Here is a 20,020-nt window from a genome sequence, read left to right on the forward strand (position 1 = left end):
CGCCGAATGACGCACACACGGGAGTTGCCAGATGGACCTGTCGGACCAACCGCTGCAACTGATCCTGTTGCTGTTCGCCCTGTCCATCCTGCCGCTGTTCGTCGTGCTGGGCACCTCGTTCCTGAAACTGGTCGTGGTGTTTTCCCTGCTGCGCAATGCGCTGGGCGTCCAGCAGATCCCGCCGAACATCGCCCTGTACGGACTGGCCCTGATCCTGACGCTGTTCATCATGGCGCCCATCGGGCTGGCCATCCAGGACAACCTGGCTCTCCGGCCGGTGCAGATGGACTCGCCCGATTTCGTCCAGCAGGTCGAGGCAAGCATCTTCGCACCGTACCGGGAATTCCTGGCGCGGAACACCGCGTCCGAACAGGTGCGCTTCTTCGCCGACATCGGCCATCGGTCCTGGCCGGAACAATACCGGGGGCGGATTCCGGACAATTCGTTGCTGGTGCTGATCCCGGCCTTTACCGTCAGCCAGCTGGTGGAGGCGTTCCGGATAGGACTGCTGCTCTATCTGCCGTTCGTTGCCATCGATCTGGTCGTGTCCAATGTGCTGCTGGCAATGGGCATGATGATGGTGTCGCCGATGACGATCGCGATGCCGCTGAAGCTGTTGCTGTTCGTGCTGATGAACGGCTGGGAAAAACTGCTCGGACAGCTGCTGCTGTCGTTTGCCTGACCGGGCCGGCCATGAGCGAAGCCGTCATTGTCCAGCTCACCATGCAGATGATGTGGATCGTGCTGCTGCTGTCGTTGCCGGTGGTGGTGGTGGCCTCGGTGGTGGGCGTGCTGGTCTGTCTGCTGCAGGCCCTGACGCAGATCCAGGACCAGACCATCCAGTTCCTGGTCAAGCTGGTGGCGGTGGCGGTCACGCTGGCCATGAGCTACCGCTGGATGGGCGATGTGCTGCTCAACTACGCCGGGCTGGCGTTCGGGCAGATCGATCGCATGGATGGCTGACGTGACCGGCTGGGTCGACTGGTTGCCGGTGCTGGCGCTATGCATGCTGCGTCCTCTCGGCGTGATGCTGCTGGTCCCGATCTTCAATGCGGCCAACCTCGGCGGCGCACTGGTGCGCAATGCCCTGGTGCTGATGATGGCCCTGCCGCTGCTGCCGCTGCACGCGTCATGGACGCTCGCCACCGGGGACGGGGTGTGGGGCTATGCGCTGCTGGCCGCCGGCGAGCTGTGTATCGGCCTGCTGATCGGCTTTTGCGCCGCCCTGCCGTTCTGGGCGCTGGACATGGCCGGTTTCCTGATCGACACCCTGCGCGGTTCGTCGATGGCCAGCGTGTTCAATCCGCTGCTGGCACAGCAGTCGTCCTATCTCGGGGTACTGCTGGCACAGGTCTTTGGTCTGCTGTTCCTGGTGAGCGGCGGGTTCAATGTGCTGATTGCGGCCCTGTACCAGTCCTACGCCATCCTGCCGCCCGGCCAGGGGTTCCCGGCCGCACCGGGCGTCACGGCATTTCTCGTGGCGGAATGGCAGCTGATGTACGAGCTGTGCCTGCGCTTCTCGATGCCGGCGCTGGTGGGCTTTCTGCTGATCGACATGGCGTTCGGATTTGCCAACCACTCGACCCCGCAACTGAACGTGTTCTTCCTGTCCATGCCGATCAAGAGCGTGTTTGCCCTGCTGATGCTGGTCATGTCGCTGGGCTTTGCCTTCGATGACCCGCTGGACCGGGCGCAGTCGTTCGCTCACCGGGTCCGCACCCTGCTGGTGGCGCCATGAGCGAAAAGACCCGGCAACCCACCGCGCAGCGCCTGCGGGAGGCGCGTGGCAAGGGGCGCGTCGCGAAAAGCGCCGGGGTCGCCGGCTGCGCGCAACTGCTGGCGCTGCTCGGCTACTTCGCCTTCCTTGGCGGAGAGCTGTTGCAGGCGCTGGGCGGACTGGTCGAGGCCGCCATCCGGGCCACCGGTCTCGGCTGGCCGGCCGGGCTGCATGCATTGCTCGGCGCCGTGTTCGACCTGGTATGGCGTTTTGGCGCGCCGCTTGCGCTGCTGGTCATCCTGACCACGGTCGTCGCTACCCAGGTCCAGACCGGGCTGCTGTTTTCCCCGGCCGCGGCCGCGCCCTCACTGGAAAGGCTCAGCCCGCTGGCCAACCTGAAGCAGATCGTGTCACTGCGCAGCCTGTTCACGCTGGCGAAGTCGGGTATCGAACTGTTGCTGCTGTTCCTGCTGGTCTACTACCTGGTCCGCCAGTACGGCGCGTCAATCCAGTTCCTGCCACTGTGCCCGGTTTCCTGCGGCGTCGATGTCAGCGTGCGCCTGCTGTACTGGATGTGGGCGGTGCTGATCGGCATGCAGGCCCTGTTTGCTGTCGCGGACTATGCGTTCCAGCACCACGACCTGAATCGGCAGCTGATGATGTCGGTCGACGACATCCGCAAGGAATATGAAGAAGCCGAGGGTGATCCTGACATCAAGCAGAAACGGCGCGAGACCCGGCAGGAAATGCAAAGCGGCAGCCTTGCCGCCAATGTCGCCCGTTCCACCGTGGTGGTGCGCAATCCGTCCCATCTGGCGGTCTGCCTGTACTACCGCCGCGGGGAAACGCCGCTGCCGAGGCTGCTTGAAGTCGGTCATGGCCAGGTGGCACTGCACATCGTCCGGCTGGCGGAACGGGCGGGCGTGCCGGTGGTGGAAAACATCGACGTGGCGCGTCGTCTGGCGGCGCAGACCGGGGTGGGGGGCTGCATTCCGGCCGAACTGTTCGAGCCGGTTGCGGAGATCCTGCGGCTGGTCATGCAACTGGAGTATGCCGACGGTGCCGATGACTGAACGGGCCTGGCGCCGGATGGCGGTGACCGGCCTGCTGGCGCTGACCATGCTGGCCCCGGTGCAGGCCGGCGAGCGTCATGCGGCATCGATCCTCGCCGCCGCCCGGGCCACAGGGCTGGATGCGCGCCTGCTGCAGGCCATGGTGGCCGTCGAGTCCGGTCATGATGCGCTGGCCGTTTCACCGAAAGGGGCGATCGGCCTGATGCAGGTCATGCCGGCCACCGGGCGGCGCTTCGGATTTACCGACCTGGCGGACCCCGACGTCAACCTTCGGGCCGGGGCCACCTACCTGAAATGGCTGCTTGCCCACTTCGACGGCGACCTGACACTGGCGGTGGCGGCCTACAACGCCGGCGAAGGCGCGGTGCATCGCCATGGCCGCCAGGTCCCGCCATACCCGGAAACGCGGCAGTACGTGCGGCGCGTCCTGACCCGCTACCGCGGCGGCCAGCCGGTGCCGCCGCCATCCCGGCTGGGCCAGCTGGCCGGGCTGCTGCTGTCGTCGCCGGCCCCGGCGGCAAACGAGACGCAGAATCCGACAGAATCCGGCCAATTCCGGAAAAGCGCCGCGCGTGCGCCCCTAGTATGGATCCCGTGATTGGCGGAGAGAACAGCATGGATACGCTGGTGGCGGTCGGGAGCATCATGAAAACACTTTACGGGCAGAAGTGCGCGCTTGAAAAACAGCTGCATGAATGCAAGGCGCTCGAAGAAGAAATCGGCAGGCTCTGGCACGAGAGCCGGCACAGCGTGTCCGCGCTGAAAAAATGGCAGCGGCTGGAACAGCTGCTCCGGGGGGAAGACTGGCGGGCGTGGCAGGATCGTCAGCGGGATCTCGCCGGCAGGATTCGCAAGAATCTCCAGACCATCGATGAAAGCCTGGCGGCGCTGTCCGTCACGGCCGGATACACCCTGCCTGCGGCGCCGCCCGCTGCCGCCGCGAGCGTCATGCGCCGGTTCGTGTAGTACCCGAGCTGTTTTCCCGGAGACCATCATGACATTGTCCATCCAGACTGCTCCCGTTTTTTCGTCAAAAAGCATGGCGCACACCGACCCGGATATTCACCGGTTTGCCGGAGGAGGAATCTGGTCCGATGTGCTCGACAATCTCTACAAGGACATGAATAACCTGGGTATCAATGCGGCCGACCTGCTGGCAAAACTCAACCGGAAGCGGGAAATCAGCGCAGAGGCAAAAGGCAAGGCCAATATGGTCGATTCAGCCATCGCCGCGCTGCGGAAAGATACCGATAAAGGAGCGGTGGCAAAGGAAGTCGTCGACTATCTGCGGGAAAATCGCATGACCCTTGCGGACAAAACCGGTTCAAAAACCATAGATGAGTGGCTGCAGGGCAAGAATGCCGCTGCCCTGAACAAGGGAGAACTCGCCACCCTCAAGGCTGCACTGGATTCGCTGTCGTCGCGCGCCAGCGATTTTTCGGCACAGAGCAATCTCGACCTGCAGAAATTATCGAATACCAATCAATTACTGCTATCCATGGCGACCAATACCCTGGCCATGCAAAAGAATGCACTCGACAGCATTATTCGCAATATCCATTGATAACCCGGCTCAGGGAGTGGGAAATGAATACGGAGAACGGTACCGGCGACGTGCTGCGCCATTTTCTGCAGCGCGGTGGATCCATCCGGATGCTGCAGGATATCGAACAGGCCGATCTCGACCGGATCTATGCCTATGCGACACAGCTGTTCGAGGCGGAGGCATTCGAATCCGCCAGAAATTTCTATTACCTGCTGGCCCGCATCGACCACTGGAACTTCGATTACTGGCTGGCGCTCGGCCTGAGTTACCAGCGGCTGCAGCAGAATGAAGAGGCACTGTTCAGCTTCTGCCGCGCCGGCATGATCCGGGTGGAAGATCCGCGTCCGGCCTTCTTCGCCGGCCTCTGCTATCAGGTGCTGGGCAATGTCGCGTATGCACGCAAGGCATTCCATGCCGCGCTCCGGTGGTGCGGATCGCATGCCGATCACGAGCCGGTGCGGCGTGCCGCAGTGGCATCACTCAGCGCACTGGAGGACTGAATGATGACCCTGCTGCCGGAACTGCATGCCTATCGGCCGGGGCATGACCCGATCGCCGGTCCTGCCGGTCCTGTCAGGACCGTTCCCGTGCCGGCGATGCCCGCTGATCCGCCGCCCCGTCTGCATGCCCTCCCGGGCATGCCGCCGGCCGCGCATGAACGGGGCGTTTCCGTGCGTGACGCCGCGCTGGCACTGGAGCGGATCATGGCCCGCTTTGATGGCGGGGCGCCCGGCCCACGCGTCTCGTTGCCGGATGTCGAGCGTGCCGACATGGAGGCGCTGGCGATGACCGCAACGGTATTGAGCCTCAGAAGCTTCGGCGATACGGCAAAGGCCACGCTGAAAGCGCTGGAAATCGCGACGCAGGCCGAGGACAGCCTGCGGCGGGAGCAGGTGCTCCAGTATCAGCAGCAAATGGATCGTGCCGTCGAGCAGGCCGACAAGGCGAGAAAGGCCGGCGTGCTCGGCGTCGTGTTCGACTGGATCATCGCCGTGGCCGAAGTCGTCTCCGGCCTGTTCAAAATGGTGACCGGCACGCTGACCGGCAACCCGCTGAGCGTGGCCGGCGGCGCGATGGACCTGATGGCCGGTCTGGCCGGTCTGGTCAAGGCGACTGCCAACACCCTGGCGCTGGTCGACCCGGACAATGCCGAAAAGCATCGGGCAGCGGCCGACGAGGCGGGCAAGGTTCAGCTGTCGTTCGAGATCGCGGGGGCAGCGGTGGATGTGACCAGTGCGGCGCGGAACCTGCTGGTGACCCGGGCCATGGGCAAGACAGCGATCAGCGTGCTGGAAAACGGTGCGGCGCCTGTCCTGCTGGCGGCCATCCGGGAAGGAAGCGAAGGCGCGATCACCGGCATTGCCCGGTCAGTGGGTCAGGATGTGGCAGAACAGGTGGCCGCGCAGATACGCCAGACCGTGGGCAAGGCATGCCGGGAAGGTGCGGAGGGCGCGTCGCGGGCGCTGGGGGTCCCGGGGTTCAACCGTGTGGCCGAAGCGTTTACCCGGGAAGCCATTGAGGCGCTGGTCGCCAGATCGGTCGAGCGCGTGGCAAAACGCGCGATGGCGAAGGGGGGTGTCATGAGTGCGGCAGAACTGACCACCGCCATCGGCAGGCAGGTTGCCGACGATGTCGTGCGGGCGGTGCTCAAGGCCTCGGTGACGGTGCTCGACGTGACACGGACCGTCGCCCGGTCGACGCGGCAGGCGGCAGGCGGCGTGCTTGCGCTGCAACGCGCCGCGCTGCAACAGGACATCGAGGCCCTGATCCTCGATCAGCAATGGTTGCAGACCTGCATCCAGTTTCATGAAACGACGAAGCGGGTAGCGAACGACAGCCTGGGCGACCTCGCCGGCCGCCAGGCCGCCGTACTGGACGGCATGCACGGGATGGCCGGCAGGGCGGCGTCGCTGCAGGTGCGCATTGCCAGCGGCATGGTTTGAAACTTTGACAGGGAGACCGACATGAACCTCATTGCCTCCTCCGCACCGGGAACGGCGGCTGCCGTTTCGCCCGGTGCGATTTTCCCGCTTCACAGCCTCGACGACTGCATGAGCCTGTTCAATGAAGCCTACCTGGCCGTGCGCAAGCTGAACGAGGACCTGCGTGATGTGTGCCGCCGGTATTTCGAGCAGCAGCAGGTGGCGCAGTTCGACAGGCTGCAGGCGGCACGCGGCGCGCGCCGGGAGGCGATCCAGTCGACGTTCAGCGGGGAACAGGCCAGGGGCTGGACCGGCATCGTGGCGGGGGTTTTCGGAGCGGGAGCGGCTGCCGCGGGACCGGTTGCCTCGGCATCGGTACAGGGGCTGGGCCGGGCCGGGGACGGCATCGCCGGTGTGTACGCGGCAGGCCAGCAGCGCGATGCACAGGGTGCGCAGTTGCTGGGGGACATGTACGGCATGGTGGCCGATCAGCGTACACGGCAGATGAACGAGCTGGCCGACGAGGCCGCCACCGCCTCGCGCCGGATGGCCGAGCTGCAGCGCGGACTGGTCGAGGCGCACAGGAACCTGGCTGCTGCGGTCAGAAACGGTTGAGCGGGCAGACGATGAATACGACACCCATCGATACGGTCACGCCGTTTCTGGCTGCGCACGGCATCATCGCCGGCACGGCCTGCCTTGGCCGGAGCGATGTCGTGATTGGCCGGCGCATCTGCCTGCCGGCGCTGGTGCTGGTGTACCGGCAGGAGGGCGGGGAACTGATTGTCTGCGATCTGGCCGCCGGTGTGCAGGGTGGCGCGGTCAGGGCTTTCCTGCAACTGGTCCGCATGCTGGCGGCAGGGGTGCCGCAACTGCAGCGGATTCGCGGGCTGTTTCTGGAGCGGGCGTCGGACCCGGCGCTCAGCCGGGCTCGCGCCAGGCTGGCGCGAATACTGGAAGTGAAGGGGGCCTGCTGGCAGCCCGTCGCGGGTGATGACTGGCTGGTGTACACATTGCCGGGGAAAGGGCCAGACCAATGCCGTTGACCACACCGCTGATGGTGCATATCCCTGTCGCTTCGTACCTGCCGGTGCCGGCCGATGAGCGGGTGCTGGGCTGCCTGCCCTGGCCGGATCTGAAGGACAGGACGCTGCAGGGGCTGACGGACGTATGCCTTGCCTGCTCGCCGGTCGGACAGACCGCACTCCTGGTCCGGCTGGACCAGGCGGCGCAGGCGAAAATCAGTGATGCCGAAGGGGCTGAGGTGTCTGCCGATGTGCTTCGCCAGGCCCGCGTCCACCCCGCTGCGCATGGGTGGGTAGCGGCGGGGTACCACGCCATTGCGTATCTGGTCAGTACGCACCACGTTTACGAACGCATTCGTTCGCAAGGCAGCGTTAGCCCATGGCTGGCTTCCATTCCACTGTGGAGCCGGCCGCCGGCCGCGGACTTCTCGCCGCATTTCGAGCCTCGCCCGCAGGCGCGGGACGGCCGGATGTTCATTGTCAGCAACGATGAGGCGCTGCCAGCCAGACACCGCGTTCAGTTGTTCGACATCAGCGCGCATTCGATCGGGCTTCCTGACATACCGGTGGGGGGCAACAGGGAAGTGGGACCGGCCGGAGTCAGGGTAAACGTGGCCAGTGCAAAGGATTTTCTCTGGGCTCCGGCGGAACTGTCGGTGTGGGTCTCCGCGGGAAACTGGGTCTTCCTGTGCGATGCAATACGGCTGGAGCGCATCGCCCTGCCGGTGCGGGTGAAGGACGGGGCCATTCTGGCTGATGTGTCACGCAATGGACGCTATGTGGCGCTCATCTCCATCGACATGGACATTGATACGGGGTCCTTGCTGACCTTCTACGACCGGACGGTGGGCCGGGGCTCACTGCGGGCCAGCAGGCTGGCCTTCGTTCCCTCACAGCTGTCGGTTGCCGACGACGGCATGCTGTTTGTTGGCGGAGAGCAGCATGGTTACCGGATGAATGCCGATACCTGCACCCTGGCGACCTATGCATACCGGCAGACGTCATTCGGCCTGTTCAGGCTGTCTGCCGACGGGGGCTTTCTGATCCGGCCCCGCCTGGCCGAAGAAGCACTGGGCATGGAAGGCGATATCGTTCTTGAAGGCCGGCGGGGCAGCGGCTGCATCGTGCTGCCGCGCGTATCGCATTCCCGGTCCTATCTGGATCCCTGGCCCGGTGGCATCGCTTTTTCCGTGCTGAACCTGCTGGTGGCCGTGGCTTACCAGGACGGGCGGCTGCAGGTGTTCGATCTGCAGCAGACCGAGGGCCGTGGTGCCCGGGTCCTGGTGGAAACCGATTTGCCGATGGCGGACAAGCAGCTGCCGCCCCGCCTGTGCTTCGAGGGGCTGGACCGGTTGCACGTCCTGTTCAGACAGTGTCTTGATGACCACGTTTACCTTGCACGGACGACATTGTATCTGGGGGGGGAGGCGTCCTGTTGACCGACCACCGTGCTGCCGGATCACAGGAGAAACCGATGCCGATACCGCCTGCCATGTCATTGCTGTCTGCCCTGGCTGCCAGACACGAATGGGACGGAGTGCAGAAATGCCTGTCGCTGGCGGATATGGGCCGCTTGTGCCTGGTCAGCCCGGCGCTCCGCGAGGCGGTGACACCCGGGATGCTGGACAGAGCGGCGCTGGACCTGATCCGTTGCAGGGAGACCGGGGGCGTTGCAGGCGGTGACCTGTGCGGGTTGCGTTTTCATCCGGCGGCGCAGCGGTTCGTTGACACGGAACACTATGCGGCGGCCAGCATCGCCAGCCTGCATTACGTGTGGAAGGACGCCTGCCATGGCCGGTGCCAGGCAAGCACGACTGCCGTGCAGTGGCTGATGGGCATGCTGGCGCCCAGCGCTGCGTCGACACGCAGCGGCGGAATCAGCGTGACCCTGTCCACAACCAGTATGTCCGGCATGGCCCAGGATCTGCACTATTTCATTGCGGGGGGGCAGGCATCGCCACTGAGATTTCCCGGAAGCCTGAAATTTCCACCGCGGCAATGTTCGCTGCAACTGAACACTTCCCGGGATTATGTGCTGGATACCCCGGCACACTGGCTGCTGAAAGATGGCAGCAACAGGCTGTATGCCTATGCGGCGGCCAGTGAAGAGGCCGTACCGCTGCCAATGGAATGGGACCATGGCGCAACCGTGGCCATGTCGCGCAGCGGGCGTTTTGCCATCGCGGTCAGCACGCCCGAGGGAGGCATCAGCACATTGCACTGCCATGACCGCCTGCAGGATGCCTCCCGGGTGACCACGATCGCCTCCGGGGATTATCCCATCTGCCAGGCGGCCGTAACGGATCAGGGACGGGCCTATGTTGCCTCCCATCAGTCGGGCCATGTGACAGGAGAACAGGGCGAAGCCGAAATGCATGCATTCTCCGACAGCCGGCAAAGTCTCTTCATGCTGTCTCCGGATGAGCGGTTCCTGATCCGGTCACGCTATTCGTCACTGCATGGCGACCTCGTCCTGCTCGACCTGCAGGACAGTCGCGAAGTCATCCTGCCTCGCCTGGCCGGGTATTTGCCGTGGGGGGCGAGCATCAGGCCGATGAGCGTGGCCTTCTCCGTGCTGAACATGCTGGCCGCGGTTCTGTATGACGATGGTGCTGTTCACCTGTTCAATCTGCACCGCGCCGAGGCGCAGGCCGAAAGCGTCGTGCTGGGCACGGTACCCATGTCTCCGGACAGCAGCGCGACCCAGCCCTACATCGGATTCGACGGGTTCGACCGGATCCATGTGGTGTACCAGGTCCAGACCGAGTCCGGGGTAGTGCTGGAAATGCAGACCCTGCATATTGCCGCTGCCGGCGTGCACTGACGGAGGACCGCATCCATGCCGCTGGCGCCGACACATCACATGCCAGCCCTGATTCCTGACCTGGCGGGCAGGGACGAATGGGCGGGGGTACTTGACTATCTGTCGCTTGCTGATCTGGGGCGCTTGCGTTGCGTGTCCGCGTCATTTTCCGTGGCGATTACGCCGCAGATGCTGGAGCAGACAGCCCTGGCCTTCATCCGCCGAGAGGAAGGGGATGGCGTGTCGGCGAGCACCCTCGGTGCTTTCCGGATTCATCCGGCCGCCGGGGAACTTGCCGCGGCCCGCTGCCCCGCTGCCGCCTGCCTGGCAAGCCTGCATCATGTGCGCCGGGAGGCCATGGCCCGGGGCGGGTACGGGATGCTGCGCCTGCTCCCGCGGCATCCGGCGGGCATGGACGGGATGGATCATCGACCGGTCGTCCGGGATGGTCGCATGGCTGCGCCGGGCATTTACGAAGGTGGCAGCGACCCGGGCTGGCACAGCATCGATATCCGGACGGACGAAATCCGCACCTTCAGACTGCCGGCGGGCTTCAGGGCCCTGGCGTCGTCGCTGCATGTGGCCAGGATCACGATTGGCAAGCACTTTCTGGTGCCGCCCTGCGACGGGTGGGTACTGGCGGATACGACGGGCGGGCTCCACCTGTACGGCCCGGCGCGCGCGGAAACGATACCGCTCCCGATATCGGGAGCAACGGCACAGACGATGGCAGATCTGTCGTGCAACGGACGCTTTGTCGGCATGGTGACGCGGGGAGACGGGGAGGACAGCCGGGTCCGGTGCTATGACCGCGAGCGTGACCGGCTCTGCGTGGAAGGCACGATCGATGACGGTGATGTGTGCCAGCTTTCCGTCTCCGACGATGGCACGCTGTTTCTCGGTGCTCATCGGCAAGGCTATGTTTTTGCCCCCGATGGCGACATGACGGTGTGTCCGTACCGGAACGGATTCAACTGCCTGTTCCGGCTGTCTGCGGACGGGCACTTCCTGATGCGCACGGTGTATTCCGGCGGGCTGAGCGCACGAGAGGGCTACGTCATGCTCGAACGCCGGTCGCAAGGGCAGGAAATCCTCCTGCCGCGACTGACGGCGACCCGGCCCGGTTTCTGGTCGTCGCGACCTGGCGGCATTGCGTTCTCTGCGCTGAATGCACTGGTGGCCGTGATGTACCTCGACGGGGTGCTGCAGGTCTTCGACCTGCAGCAGAACGACGGCAATGGCGCGCGGGTGCTGGCGGAAGCAGTGCTGCCCTGGGCCGGCGTGATATCGCCGCAACCGGTGATCTGCTTCGAGGGTTTCGACCGGGTGCATGTCGCCTTCTGGCAGCGGATGGGGCCGGTGTTCCGGCTGGCAAAGTTCACGCTGGAGATGGTGGGCGGGGAAGCCGCAGCGTCCCGCCAGGGCATGAGGATCTGAAGCTGCGAAAGGAGGAGGCGGCCGTCGTCGATGGTCCGGTCCTCAGTTGTCTGCATCGCCGGGTTTTTTCTGCATCCGGCAGGAGGGATTGTCATGTCGCCGTATTTATTGCCTCCCACCTTGCAGGGCCTGGCCCGGAGTGCGGACCATTGGCCCTACCTGGCACAGTATCTGTCACTGGAAGATCTTGGCCGCCTGAACAGCGTGTCCAGGGACTTCACCGGGGCGTCGACGCCGAAGATGATGGAACGTGCCGCACTGGACGCGATCCGGTGGCAGGAGCGGGAAGCGGTAACGGCCGAGGATCTGCAGCGTTTTCGCTTTCATCCGGCCGCTCGCGACCTGTGCCGGAACTTGCCGGCCACAGCCTGCCTGCAGAGCCTGCACCTTGCGCGCAAGGCCATTGCCGACGGGAACCTGCAGGCGACGGTGGCGCCGGTGGTGCCGTCATGCCGGATGACGAGCATCGACCTGATGCCACTGCCGCGGGACGGGGGCATCGTATGCTGGCACTCCAGCGCGGAGGACAACCGGCCGGTCCGGTATCTGATCCGTGCCGGGCAGGCTTGCCCGTATGCCCTGCCTGACGGGACGATGGCCGTGCCGCGTACGGCACATCAGGGTGGAATCGGCACGGCACGGCAGTTTCTGGTGCCGCGGCCGGACTACTGGGTGCTCGCCAGACCTGACCACACGCTGTGTGTCTGGCGAGCCGGCACGGCGGAGCTGGCGGACCTGCCGCAGCCGCGTCCGGAACGCATACGGATGGCTGCCGTTTCGGGCAATGGCCGCTTCGTGGCATGGGCGGCGCAGGAGAGGAACGGTGATTGCCACCTGAAATGCCATGACCGCGAGCTGGACCGTCTCTGCGTGGACAGGGTCGTGAGCGACCCCCAGCTGTGCCAGTTGTCCGTTGCCAGTGATGGCGCCCTGTTCGTGGGGTCGCAGGCACAGGGATATCAGTTCGGCACCGAAGACATGCTGAAAATCGTCCCGTTTCTTCATCTGCCCGGTTGCCTGTACGGCCTGTCTCCGGACGAAAACTTTCTGATCCGGTCCGGCGTTTATTCCACGGATGGCACCGGGACCATCACGCTGGAGGACCGGTTGCGCGGGACGGACATCGTCCTGTTGCGGCAACGGCCTTCGCGGTCGACCGCGTGGTTCGCCCGGCCGGCCAGCATGGCCTTCTCGCCGCTGAACGCGCTGATTGCCGTTGCCTATCACGACGGAGTGATACAGGTCTTCGACCCGGGGCGAGGGGAAATGTCTTCCTGCGTCATTTGCCCGGATGCGGAACTCCCCCATGCACGGGTGCAGATGCAGCCCCTCATCAATTTCGACGGGTTCAACCGGATACACACCGTGTTCCGGCATTTCGACGGCACGCTTGCCGTCCATACGCTGCACCTGGGCCATCCGGGGCAGGACTGAATGGCGTCAGGCATGCGGACTGCCGCCCCTGCGGCCCCCCGTTCACCCATCAGGAGGTTCTACCATGCAGGCTCTTTCCAGCGTGCCGTCACCATCCTTTCTTTCACAACTGATCGGCCGGGACGAGGGACGGGCAGTGTTGCGCCTGCTGTCACTGGCGGATCTCGGGCGCCTGCGTTCCGTATCCGCGTCACTCAACGAATTGGTGACGCCCGGCCTGATCGACCAGGCGGCGCTGGCTTTTATCCGGCGGCAGGAGGGGGAGCGGGTATCGGTCGAGGAACTGCATCATCTTCGTTGCCATCCGTCGGCGCGGACATGGGCGGATGCCGGACACTACGCGGCAGCCTGCGTTGCCAGTCTGCACTACGTGGTCAAGGAAACGGAGGCCGGGAAGATCGATGCCCGGAACAGCACCATCGCGCTGCCGGGCGGCATGCTGCGGCTGGCCGGCACGAGCCAGACCCGGGACGGGCGGGCCGTCGCGCTCCATTCGGGTCTTGTCGGCCAGCCTCTGGTCCGGTACCTCGTCGGACCGGGGCAGGTGATGCCGCTGCAGCTGCCCGACGGGCTCGAACCCTGCTTCGGCACCCTGAACATGGGGGGGATTCATGTGTCGCGACATTTTCTTTCGCCTCCGCCGGACTGGTGGGTGCTCTCGAGCCGGTTGAATGCGTGCCATCTCTTTCATGCCGGAACAAGGGAGCTGATTCCCCTTCCGTTCCCGCCGGTGGCCGCCCCGTTCATGGCCGCCCTTTCCGCCAACGGCCGTTTCGTGGCGGTGGCGTCATGCGGGCAGGAGGGGCGGGTGTCGTGCTTTGACCGCGAACAGCACAGCATCAGCGTGGACCGGCGGATTGCCGATCGCATGCTGTGCCAGCTTTCGGTGGGCGACGATGGCTGCGTATTTGCCGGCGCGCAGCAGCGCGGCTATCTGTTCCGGGCCGGTGACGAACCGGAGCCATTCCCGTACGGATACCGGTTGAACAGCCTGTTCCAGCTGTCCCCGGACGGGCGCTTCCTGATCCGCTCCGGTCTGGGTCAGAGCAGTGAATGTGGCGACATCGTCCTGGAAGACATGAAAGACGGCACCCGGTGCGTTCTGCCCCGCGCGACGCCATGCCGGCCGCATGGCTGTTCGACTTATCCGGCCGGTATGGCGTTCTCCAGCCTGAATGCCCTGGCGGCTGTCGTTTATTACGATGGCGTGATCAGGGTGTTCGATCTGCTGCGCAAGGATGCATGGGGTGCCCAGGTCGCGGCGGAAGCGGATTTTCCCTGGCCGGGCGGATTGATGCAGCCGCAGATCTGTTTTGACGGATTTGACCGGGTGTGCACGACGTTGCTGGGTCCGGATGCGTCCTCGCTGGGCAGGCACACCCTGTATCTCGGCCAGCACGGTTCGGTCTGACCGGAACATGGCCCCGTGGCAGCTGATGCCACAATACTCATAAGGAGTGATCATGCTGTCCATTTCAATGCCTTTGACATTGACGGATTTTGTCTGCCGCCCTGATGAGTGGCCGTATCTGGCGCAGTATCTGTCGCTGGCAGATCTGGGGCGCGTGCGCTCGGTGTCGACGACGCTCCGGGATGCCGTTACGCCGGGCATGATGGAGCGGGCGGCACTGGAGCGGATCCGGCAGGAAGAAGGCCGCGCCGTCTCGGCGGGGAATCTGCAAGGGTTCCGTGTCCATCCGGCGACCCGGGCATGGGTCGATGCCGGGCTGCACGCGACGGCATGCGTGGCAAGCCTGTACCACGTGCGTGCCGAGATGGAGGCCGGGCAGGTCAGCGTGCGCCAGGAAGCCATCGATCTGCCCGGTACCCTGCATGGCCTCGGTCTGATACCGCAGCCCCGCGACGGACGCGTGATTGTCTGGTACGCCGACCCTGACAGTCTCCGGGCGCGCTGGATGATCGTCAGCAATGAACCGTGGCAGCCGCTGTCGTTGCCCGGCGGGCTGATCCCGCACTGGAACAGCATGGGGTGCATAAGCACGACCAGGCAGTTTCTTGTGCCGCTGGCGGACTGGCGGGTGGTAACGAACCCTGCGCGCGAGCTTCATCTGTACCAGGCGGAAACGGGAGCACAGGTCGCCCTGCCGCTGGTGCGGAGGCCGGATAGCAGCCTGCTTGCCGCCTGCTCGTGCAATGGCCGCTTCGTGGCCATGGTCGAGTACAGCAGCGAGGGTGAAGACACGGTGGTGCAGTGCTACGACCGCGAGGGAGACCGATTTTTCGTGAATATCCGGCTTGCCGGCAGCCTGCCCCACCACCAGGTGTCGGTCGCCGGTGACGGACAGGTATTCATTGCCGGCCATCAGGGCAACCTGTGCCTGCAACCGTCCGGCGAAATGGTGTTCTGCCCGCATGAGCGCCCTGTCGGGCCGGAGGAGGTCGGCAGAACGATCTACCGGATTTCTGCAGACGAGCATTTCCTGATCCAGTCCGACATGCGGGTCGGGCGCGGCATTGGCGACCTCTCCCTGACGCACGACGGGCAATGGATCCCGCTGCCGCGCGGGGAGGCGCCCCTGCCCGACCAGTCTGGCATCTACCCCATAGGCATTGCATTTTCGGTGCTGAATGCATTTGCCGCCGTGGTGTACCAGGACGGCCTGATCCAGGTGTTCGACCTGCAGCAGGCGACGGAGCAGGGGGCGCCCGTGCGGGCAACGGCGGTCGTGTCGTGCGGGCATCGGCTTGGTGATGCGGCGATCCGGTTTGACGGGTTCGGTCAGGTGAGCACGATTTTCTCCTACCGGACGGAGCACGGCCCCCGGCTGGGCAGGCATGTCCTGTTCCTTGGCCGGCATGAGCACGGCTGACCCTGCCGCACAATTCACTGATCCCGGGGAGGGTGCATGCCGCTTGATGAATGGCCATCCATGCTGTCGACGCTGGCCCGGCGGCCGTACGAATGGCCGTATGTGGCGCAATATCTGTCGCTGGCGGATCTGGGGCGCTTGCGTGCCGTGTCGACGACATGCCGCGATGCGGTCACGCCGGGCATGATGGAGCGGGCTGCGATGGACCTGATCCGCCTGGAGGAGGGCGCGACGGTATCGGCCGAAGACCTGCGCGACTTTCGCTTTCATCCGGCAACCCGTGAGTGGGTCGAGGCCGGGCGGTATGCGACGGCATGCGTGGCGAGTCTGCACCTGGTGCGCACCGGAACACGGGCCGGCCATGCCGGTACCCGCGAGGAACGGATCGAGCTGCCCGGTTCCACCCATCTCCTTGACCTGATGCCGCAGGCCCGCGACGGGCAGGTCATCGCCTGGTATATCGATCCCGACAGCCAGCGGTCACAGCGACTGATCGTCAGTTCCCGACCATGGGCGCCATTGCAGCTTCCCGCTGGGCTGGTGCCCTTCCGGAATTCGCTCAACAGCATGGGGGCGGCAAGGCAGTTCCTTGTCCCGCAGGCAGGCTGGGGGGTGCTTGGCAATCTGCACCATGAGCTCTTCCTGTACCGTGCGGATACCGGAGAACTGGTCTCGTTGCCGTTGCGGGGACAACAGACAGGCATCCTGATCGCTGCCTGCTCGTCCAGCGGGCGTTTCGTGGCCGCGATCGAGCATGACGCCGATAACAGTTGCACCGTGGATTGCTATGACCGTGACCGTGACCGGATGTATGCGAGTTACCGGTTTGCCGACTGCATGGTGCACCAGCTGTCGGTGGCCAGTGACGGCCGGGTGTTTGGTGCCGGGTTTCAGGGAGATTTCCTGATCCTGCCGTCGGGAGAAGTCGAGGCTTTCCGGCACGATTGCCATGTCGAGCTGGTGGACTCGACCAGGAATACCTACCTGTGTTCGCCGGATGAACAGTTTCTGGTCCGGTCCGACATGAGGGTCGGGCGGAACATTGGCGACCTGATTCTGGAAGATGGCGAGCGGCAGATCCGGCTGCCTCGCGGAGCGGCCCCCGAGCCGCCGTTTGGCGCGCACGCGCTGCGCCTGGCCTTCTCGATCCTGAATGCGCTGGTCGCCGTCGTGTATGAGGACGGTCTGATCCAGGTTTTCGACCTGCGGCGGGACATGGCGGAAGAGGCGAGGGTGCTGGCAACCGCAGGGATACCGGTCGAGCAGCCGCTGCGAGAGGTGGCAGTCCGCTTTGATGGATTCAATGTGGTGCAGACGATTTTTTCCCACCGGACGGCGCAGGGTGCCCGGCTGAGCCTGCATACCCTGTCACTCGCGCAGGGCGGGGCAGCCTGATGAAGGGTGCCGTGGCGGCCTGCCACTCGTGGCGGGGGATGTCATGCCGCTGACTGGCGTGCCGTCGATACTGCCCGGCCTGATCCGGCGGGCCGATGAGTGGCCATCGGTGGCGCAGTTTCTGTCGCTGGCCGATCTGGGGCGTCTGTGTGCCGTCTCCACGGCGTGCCGGGATGCGGTGACACCGACAATGATGGAACGGGCAGCGCTGGACCTGATCCGGCGCGAGGAAGGCAATGCCGTGTCGGGCGACGACCTGCGTCAGTTCCGCTTCCACCCGGCGACACGGCAATGGGCGGACAAGGGGCTGTATGCGACGGCATGCATGGCGAGCCTGTGGCATGTATGTCGCGAGGCCGGCGAAGGCAGCCTGGCCATGCAGCAGGCGTCCATTGCCCTGCCCGGCATCATGCACCGGTTCGACCTGTTGCCGCAGGTCCAGGACGGACGCGCCATCGCCTGGCATTTCGACCTGGAACAGCACCGCGTCGCCCGGCACCTGGTTGGCGACACGCAGCAGCTGCCACTCTCGTTGCCCGACGGCTATGCCCCCTATCCCTGCGGGGCCGGGGGCATCGGGGCGGCCAAGGCATTCCTGACGCCCAGGCCTGCCGGCCTGCTGATCGGCGACCTGCAGTGTGTCCCGTCCCTCTATTGCCTGGATACGGAGACGCTCACGCCGTTGCCGTTGTCGTTGCCTGGGGGGGAAGGCCGCCTCTTCATGGCCGCCATGTCTGCGCACCGGCGGTGCGTTGCGATGGCGACCTGGCGCAGTGACGGCGGCTGCCTGGTCAAGTGCTACGACCGGGTGCGGGATTGCCTGAGCACCGACACCCTGATCGCGGATTGCTGGCCGGCCCAGATTTCGGTGTCGGAAAGCGGCAGGATCTTTGTGGGCTCGCCGCTGAGCGGCTATGCAATCGACACCGGCCCCGGCCCCGGGGCCCGGCCCCAGCCCTATCCGTATCCACTGGTGCCGGACCCGTCCTGCCTGACTGAGACCGTGTTCCGCCTGTCACCGGACGAGCGCTTCCTGATCCGGCCCGGTCTGGATGGCGGGAGTCTGCTGCTGGACGACCAGCGTAGCGGGCATTACGTTTTTCTCCCGCGCATGGAGCCGGTCAGGCCGGGGCAGCAATGCCGCAAGCCTGCCAGCATCGCGTTCTCGGCGCTGAATGCGCTGGCGGCCGTTGCCTATCACGACGGGCTGATCCTGGTGTTCGACCTGCGCCACGAGGATGCCCATGGCGCCCGCCGGCTGGCACGGGCGGAGTTGTGCTGTATTGAACGGCTGGAGCGGCTGATCATCAGGATGAGCGGATTCGATCAGGTCCATACGGTGTTTGGCTACCGGTCGGACCGGGGGCTGTCGCTGGGGCGGCACACACTCCATCTCGGCCTGGCTGCTCCGGACTGAGTGGCCGGCCTCGCTTCGCACGGCTTGTTTTACTCCCGCACAGGAAACCATCATGCCACCTCTCGATATGCCATTGAACCTGCCGGCACTGGCCCGGCGATCCGACGAGTGGTCCCTGGTGGCGCAATACCTGTCACTGGCGGACCTGGGGAGGGTGCAATCGGTGTCCTCGGTGTTCCTTGACGCCGTTACGCCGAGGATGATGGAACGGGCGGCGCTGGCGCTGATCCGGCAGGAGGAGGACCCGTCAGTGGCGGCCGGGGATCTGCGCACCCTCCGCTGCCATCCTGCCGCGCAGCCATGGGCCGACAGCGGCTTCCACGCTGCCGCCTGCCTGGCCAGCCTGCATCATGCGGGCCGCCTGCCTGTTGCCGGACGGGCCGGCGAAAGGGTGCAGCATCCCGTCGAATCCCGGGTCAGGATGCTGGACCTGGCCACTCGCGCGCTGACGCGAGACGGACGGGTCATCGTCTGGGGACAGGATGTGCAGAGCCTTCTGGTGGCGAAGTATGTGGTCCGGGCCGGGCAGATAATGCCCCTGACGCTGCCCGACGGCTTTCGGACCGCCGCCGCCATACCCCGGATCAACAGCAGCAAGCATTTTCTTCGGCCGCCGCCGGATTGCTGGCTGTTGATGAATGCGGACAGGGAACTGCACTATTACCACACGGACAGCAGGCAGCTGGTCCGTCTGCCGATGGCGCGCTCCACTACACCGCACACGGTGGACTTGTCGCGCAGCGGACGTTTCGTGGCGATCGCGACCAGCAACACGGCTGGTCCGGGCGAAACCCGCCTGCAATGCTACGACCGCGAACGGGATCAGGTCAGCCTGGATGCCCGCATCAGCGATGCCAATCTGTTCCAGATCTCGGTCGCGGACGACGGCCGCCTGTTTGTCGGCTCGTATACGCGGGGCTATGCATTCAGCCGGGACGGAGACGTGACGCTGTATTCGTTCGCGGGCGGCAATCACGCCCTGTTCCGGCTGTCTCCCGATGAACGCTTCCTGATGCGTTCGTGCTCGTGCATCGGGGAGGGGGATTGCAATGACATTGTGCTGCAGGACCTGGGCAACGGGCGCGAAACGAGGCTGCCGCGGGATATCCCTCCCCGGACCGGTCAGAGCGGGGCCATGCGGCCGGAGAGCATCGCATTCTCGCTGCTGAACCGGCTGGTGGCGATTGCCTATGAGGATGGCGCGCTGCAGATATTCGATCTGCGACAGGGCGCCGCGGGCAGCGCCCCTGTGATGGCCCGGGGAAATCTGCCGGTCACCGGCGTCTCGTTGCAGCCGCACACCAGCTTTGACGGGTTCGATCGGGTCTGCACCGTCTTCCGGCAGCGCATCGGCCGCGAGGTGACACTGGCCATGCACACGATGGATCTGTGATCCGTGTTGCGCTGGCCGCAGGTTTCC

Annotated in this window: 20 protein-coding genes; all 20 read left to right on the top strand. The window is 65.1% G+C overall.

The window, feature by feature from the left end; all coding sequences use genetic code 11:
• Positions 1-31 precede the first annotated feature (31 nt).
• The 20 genes from sctR to ACYVG8_RS10800 all read left to right on the top strand — a co-directional run bounded on the left by sctR (position 32) and on the right by ACYVG8_RS10800 (position 19,993).
• Entirely contained in the window at positions 32-682 is a 651-nt protein-coding gene (sctR, locus tag ACYVG8_RS10705; RefSeq protein ID WP_112692713.1) for a type III secretion system export apparatus subunit SctR, read from the top strand.
• Positions 683-693: 11 nt separating this feature from the next.
• Complete coding sequence (gene sctS, locus ACYVG8_RS10710; RefSeq protein ID WP_107889014.1) at positions 694-963, top strand: type III secretion system export apparatus subunit SctS; 270 nt, start codon at positions 694-696, stop codon at positions 961-963.
• On the top strand, positions 956-1,738 hold the full coding sequence (gene sctT / locus ACYVG8_RS10715; protein WP_107889015.1) for a type III secretion system export apparatus subunit SctT: 783 nt from the start codon (positions 956-958) through the stop codon (positions 1,736-1,738). Before sctS ends, sctT begins: the two co-directional genes overlap by 8 nt.
• Positions 1,735-2,790, top strand: coding sequence for an EscU/YscU/HrcU family type III secretion system export apparatus switch protein (locus tag ACYVG8_RS10720; RefSeq protein ID WP_460745767.1), 1,056 nt, complete (start codon positions 1,735-1,737; stop codon positions 2,788-2,790). The genes sctT and ACYVG8_RS10720 overlap by 4 nt, the downstream gene beginning before the upstream one ends.
• Positions 2,783-3,388: a lytic transglycosylase domain-containing protein gene (locus tag ACYVG8_RS10725; protein ID WP_233495265.1), complete on the top strand. Its 606-nt coding sequence runs from the start codon at positions 2,783-2,785 to the stop codon at positions 3,386-3,388. The genes ACYVG8_RS10720 and ACYVG8_RS10725 overlap by 8 nt, the downstream gene beginning before the upstream one ends.
• Before the next feature lie 17 nt (positions 3,389-3,405).
• Positions 3,406-3,756, top strand: coding sequence for a hypothetical protein (locus ACYVG8_RS10730; RefSeq protein WP_146745097.1), 351 nt, complete (start codon positions 3,406-3,408; stop codon positions 3,754-3,756).
• Between the two features lie 28 nt (positions 3,757-3,784).
• Positions 3,785-4,354, top strand: a complete 570-nt coding sequence (locus tag ACYVG8_RS10735; protein ID WP_460745770.1) for a hypothetical protein — start codon at positions 3,785-3,787, stop codon at positions 4,352-4,354.
• A 23-nt stretch (positions 4,355-4,377) separates the two neighbouring features.
• Positions 4,378-4,836 (top strand): SycD/LcrH family type III secretion system chaperone, encoded by a 459-nt coding sequence (locus tag ACYVG8_RS10740; RefSeq protein ID WP_460745772.1) that lies wholly within the window; start codon positions 4,378-4,380, stop codon positions 4,834-4,836.
• Complete coding sequence (gene sctE, locus ACYVG8_RS10745; protein ID WP_460745773.1) at positions 4,837-6,279, top strand: type III secretion system translocon subunit SctE; 1,443 nt, start codon at positions 4,837-4,839, stop codon at positions 6,277-6,279.
• A gap of 21 nt (positions 6,280-6,300) precedes the next feature.
• Positions 6,301-6,873 carry a hypothetical protein gene (locus ACYVG8_RS10750; RefSeq protein WP_107889022.1) on the top strand — a complete coding sequence of 191 codons (573 nt, stop codon included), beginning with the start codon at positions 6,301-6,303 and terminating at the stop codon, positions 6,871-6,873.
• Between the two features lie 11 nt (positions 6,874-6,884).
• Positions 6,885-7,304, top strand: coding sequence for a secretion protein (locus ACYVG8_RS10755; RefSeq protein ID WP_107889023.1), 420 nt, complete (start codon positions 6,885-6,887; stop codon positions 7,302-7,304).
• Positions 7,301-8,722 (top strand): hypothetical protein, encoded by a 1,422-nt coding sequence (locus ACYVG8_RS10760; RefSeq protein ID WP_460745775.1) that lies wholly within the window; start codon positions 7,301-7,303, stop codon positions 8,720-8,722. The genes ACYVG8_RS10755 and ACYVG8_RS10760 overlap by 4 nt, the downstream gene beginning before the upstream one ends.
• A 35-nt stretch (positions 8,723-8,757) precedes the next feature.
• Entirely contained in the window at positions 8,758-10,107 is a 1,350-nt protein-coding gene (locus ACYVG8_RS10765) for a hypothetical protein (protein ID WP_460745776.1), read from the top strand.
• A 15-nt stretch (positions 10,108-10,122) separates the two neighbouring features.
• Positions 10,123-11,523: a hypothetical protein gene (locus ACYVG8_RS10770; RefSeq protein ID WP_460745778.1), complete on the top strand. Its 1,401-nt coding sequence runs from the start codon at positions 10,123-10,125 to the stop codon at positions 11,521-11,523.
• A gap of 93 nt (positions 11,524-11,616) precedes the next feature.
• Positions 11,617-12,957, top strand: coding sequence for a WD40 repeat domain-containing protein (locus tag ACYVG8_RS10775; RefSeq protein WP_146745095.1), 1,341 nt, complete (start codon positions 11,617-11,619; stop codon positions 12,955-12,957).
• Between the two features lie 136 nt (positions 12,958-13,093).
• On the top strand, positions 13,094-14,368 hold the full coding sequence (locus ACYVG8_RS10780) for a WD40 repeat domain-containing protein (protein WP_460745779.1): 1,275 nt from the start codon (positions 13,094-13,096) through the stop codon (positions 14,366-14,368).
• A gap of 52 nt (positions 14,369-14,420) precedes the next feature.
• On the top strand, positions 14,421-15,788 hold the full coding sequence (locus ACYVG8_RS10785) for a hypothetical protein (protein WP_146745093.1): 1,368 nt from the start codon (positions 14,421-14,423) through the stop codon (positions 15,786-15,788).
• Positions 15,789-15,824: 36 nt separating this feature from the next.
• A complete protein-coding gene (locus tag ACYVG8_RS10790) occupies positions 15,825-17,183 on the top strand; it encodes a hypothetical protein (protein WP_460745781.1) in 1,359 nt (452 codons plus the stop codon).
• Positions 17,184-17,226: 43 nt separating this feature from the next.
• Positions 17,227-18,600 (top strand): hypothetical protein, encoded by a 1,374-nt coding sequence (locus tag ACYVG8_RS10795; protein ID WP_460745782.1) that lies wholly within the window; start codon positions 17,227-17,229, stop codon positions 18,598-18,600.
• Positions 18,601-18,667: 67 nt separating this feature from the next.
• The gene (locus ACYVG8_RS10800) at positions 18,668-19,993 is read left to right on the top strand and encodes a WD40 repeat domain-containing protein (protein WP_460745784.1); all 1,326 of its coding nucleotides are present in this window, start codon (positions 18,668-18,670) and stop codon (positions 19,991-19,993) included.
• Positions 19,994-20,020: the final 27 nt, after the last annotated feature.

The sequence above is a fragment of the Microvirgula curvata genome, from assembly GCF_054781615.1.

Excerpts from the sequence above, each read along its gene's own strand:
- sctR (WP_112692713.1), top strand. The coding sequence starts at position 32 with ATGGACCTGTCGGACCAACCGCTGCAACTGATCCTGTTGCTGTTCGCC.
- sctS (WP_107889014.1), top strand. The coding sequence starts at position 694 with ATGAGCGAAGCCGTCATTGTCCAGCTCACCATGCAGATGATGTGGATC.
- sctT (WP_107889015.1), top strand. The coding sequence starts at position 956 with ATGGCTGACGTGACCGGCTGGGTCGACTGGTTGCCGGTGCTGGCGCTA.
- ACYVG8_RS10720 (WP_460745767.1), top strand. The coding sequence starts at position 1,735 with ATGAGCGAAAAGACCCGGCAACCCACCGCGCAGCGCCTGCGGGAGGCG.
- ACYVG8_RS10725 (WP_233495265.1), top strand. The coding sequence starts at position 2,783 with ATGACTGAACGGGCCTGGCGCCGGATGGCGGTGACCGGCCTGCTGGCG.
- ACYVG8_RS10730 (WP_146745097.1), top strand. The coding sequence starts at position 3,406 with ATGGATACGCTGGTGGCGGTCGGGAGCATCATGAAAACACTTTACGGG.
- ACYVG8_RS10735 (WP_460745770.1), top strand. The coding sequence starts at position 3,785 with ATGACATTGTCCATCCAGACTGCTCCCGTTTTTTCGTCAAAAAGCATG.
- ACYVG8_RS10740 (WP_460745772.1), top strand. The coding sequence starts at position 4,378 with ATGAATACGGAGAACGGTACCGGCGACGTGCTGCGCCATTTTCTGCAG.
- sctE (WP_460745773.1), top strand. The coding sequence starts at position 4,837 with ATGATGACCCTGCTGCCGGAACTGCATGCCTATCGGCCGGGGCATGAC.
- ACYVG8_RS10750 (WP_107889022.1), top strand. The coding sequence starts at position 6,301 with ATGAACCTCATTGCCTCCTCCGCACCGGGAACGGCGGCTGCCGTTTCG.
- ACYVG8_RS10755 (WP_107889023.1), top strand. The coding sequence starts at position 6,885 with ATGAATACGACACCCATCGATACGGTCACGCCGTTTCTGGCTGCGCAC.
- ACYVG8_RS10765 (WP_460745776.1), top strand. The coding sequence starts at position 8,758 with ATGCCGATACCGCCTGCCATGTCATTGCTGTCTGCCCTGGCTGCCAGA.
- ACYVG8_RS10770 (WP_460745778.1), top strand. The coding sequence starts at position 10,123 with ATGCCGCTGGCGCCGACACATCACATGCCAGCCCTGATTCCTGACCTG.
- ACYVG8_RS10775 (WP_146745095.1), top strand. The coding sequence starts at position 11,617 with ATGTCGCCGTATTTATTGCCTCCCACCTTGCAGGGCCTGGCCCGGAGT.
- ACYVG8_RS10785 (WP_146745093.1), top strand. The coding sequence starts at position 14,421 with ATGCTGTCCATTTCAATGCCTTTGACATTGACGGATTTTGTCTGCCGC.
- ACYVG8_RS10790 (WP_460745781.1), top strand. The coding sequence starts at position 15,825 with ATGCCGCTTGATGAATGGCCATCCATGCTGTCGACGCTGGCCCGGCGG.
- ACYVG8_RS10795 (WP_460745782.1), top strand. The coding sequence starts at position 17,227 with ATGCCGCTGACTGGCGTGCCGTCGATACTGCCCGGCCTGATCCGGCGG.
- ACYVG8_RS10800 (WP_460745784.1), top strand. The coding sequence starts at position 18,668 with ATGCCATTGAACCTGCCGGCACTGGCCCGGCGATCCGACGAGTGGTCC.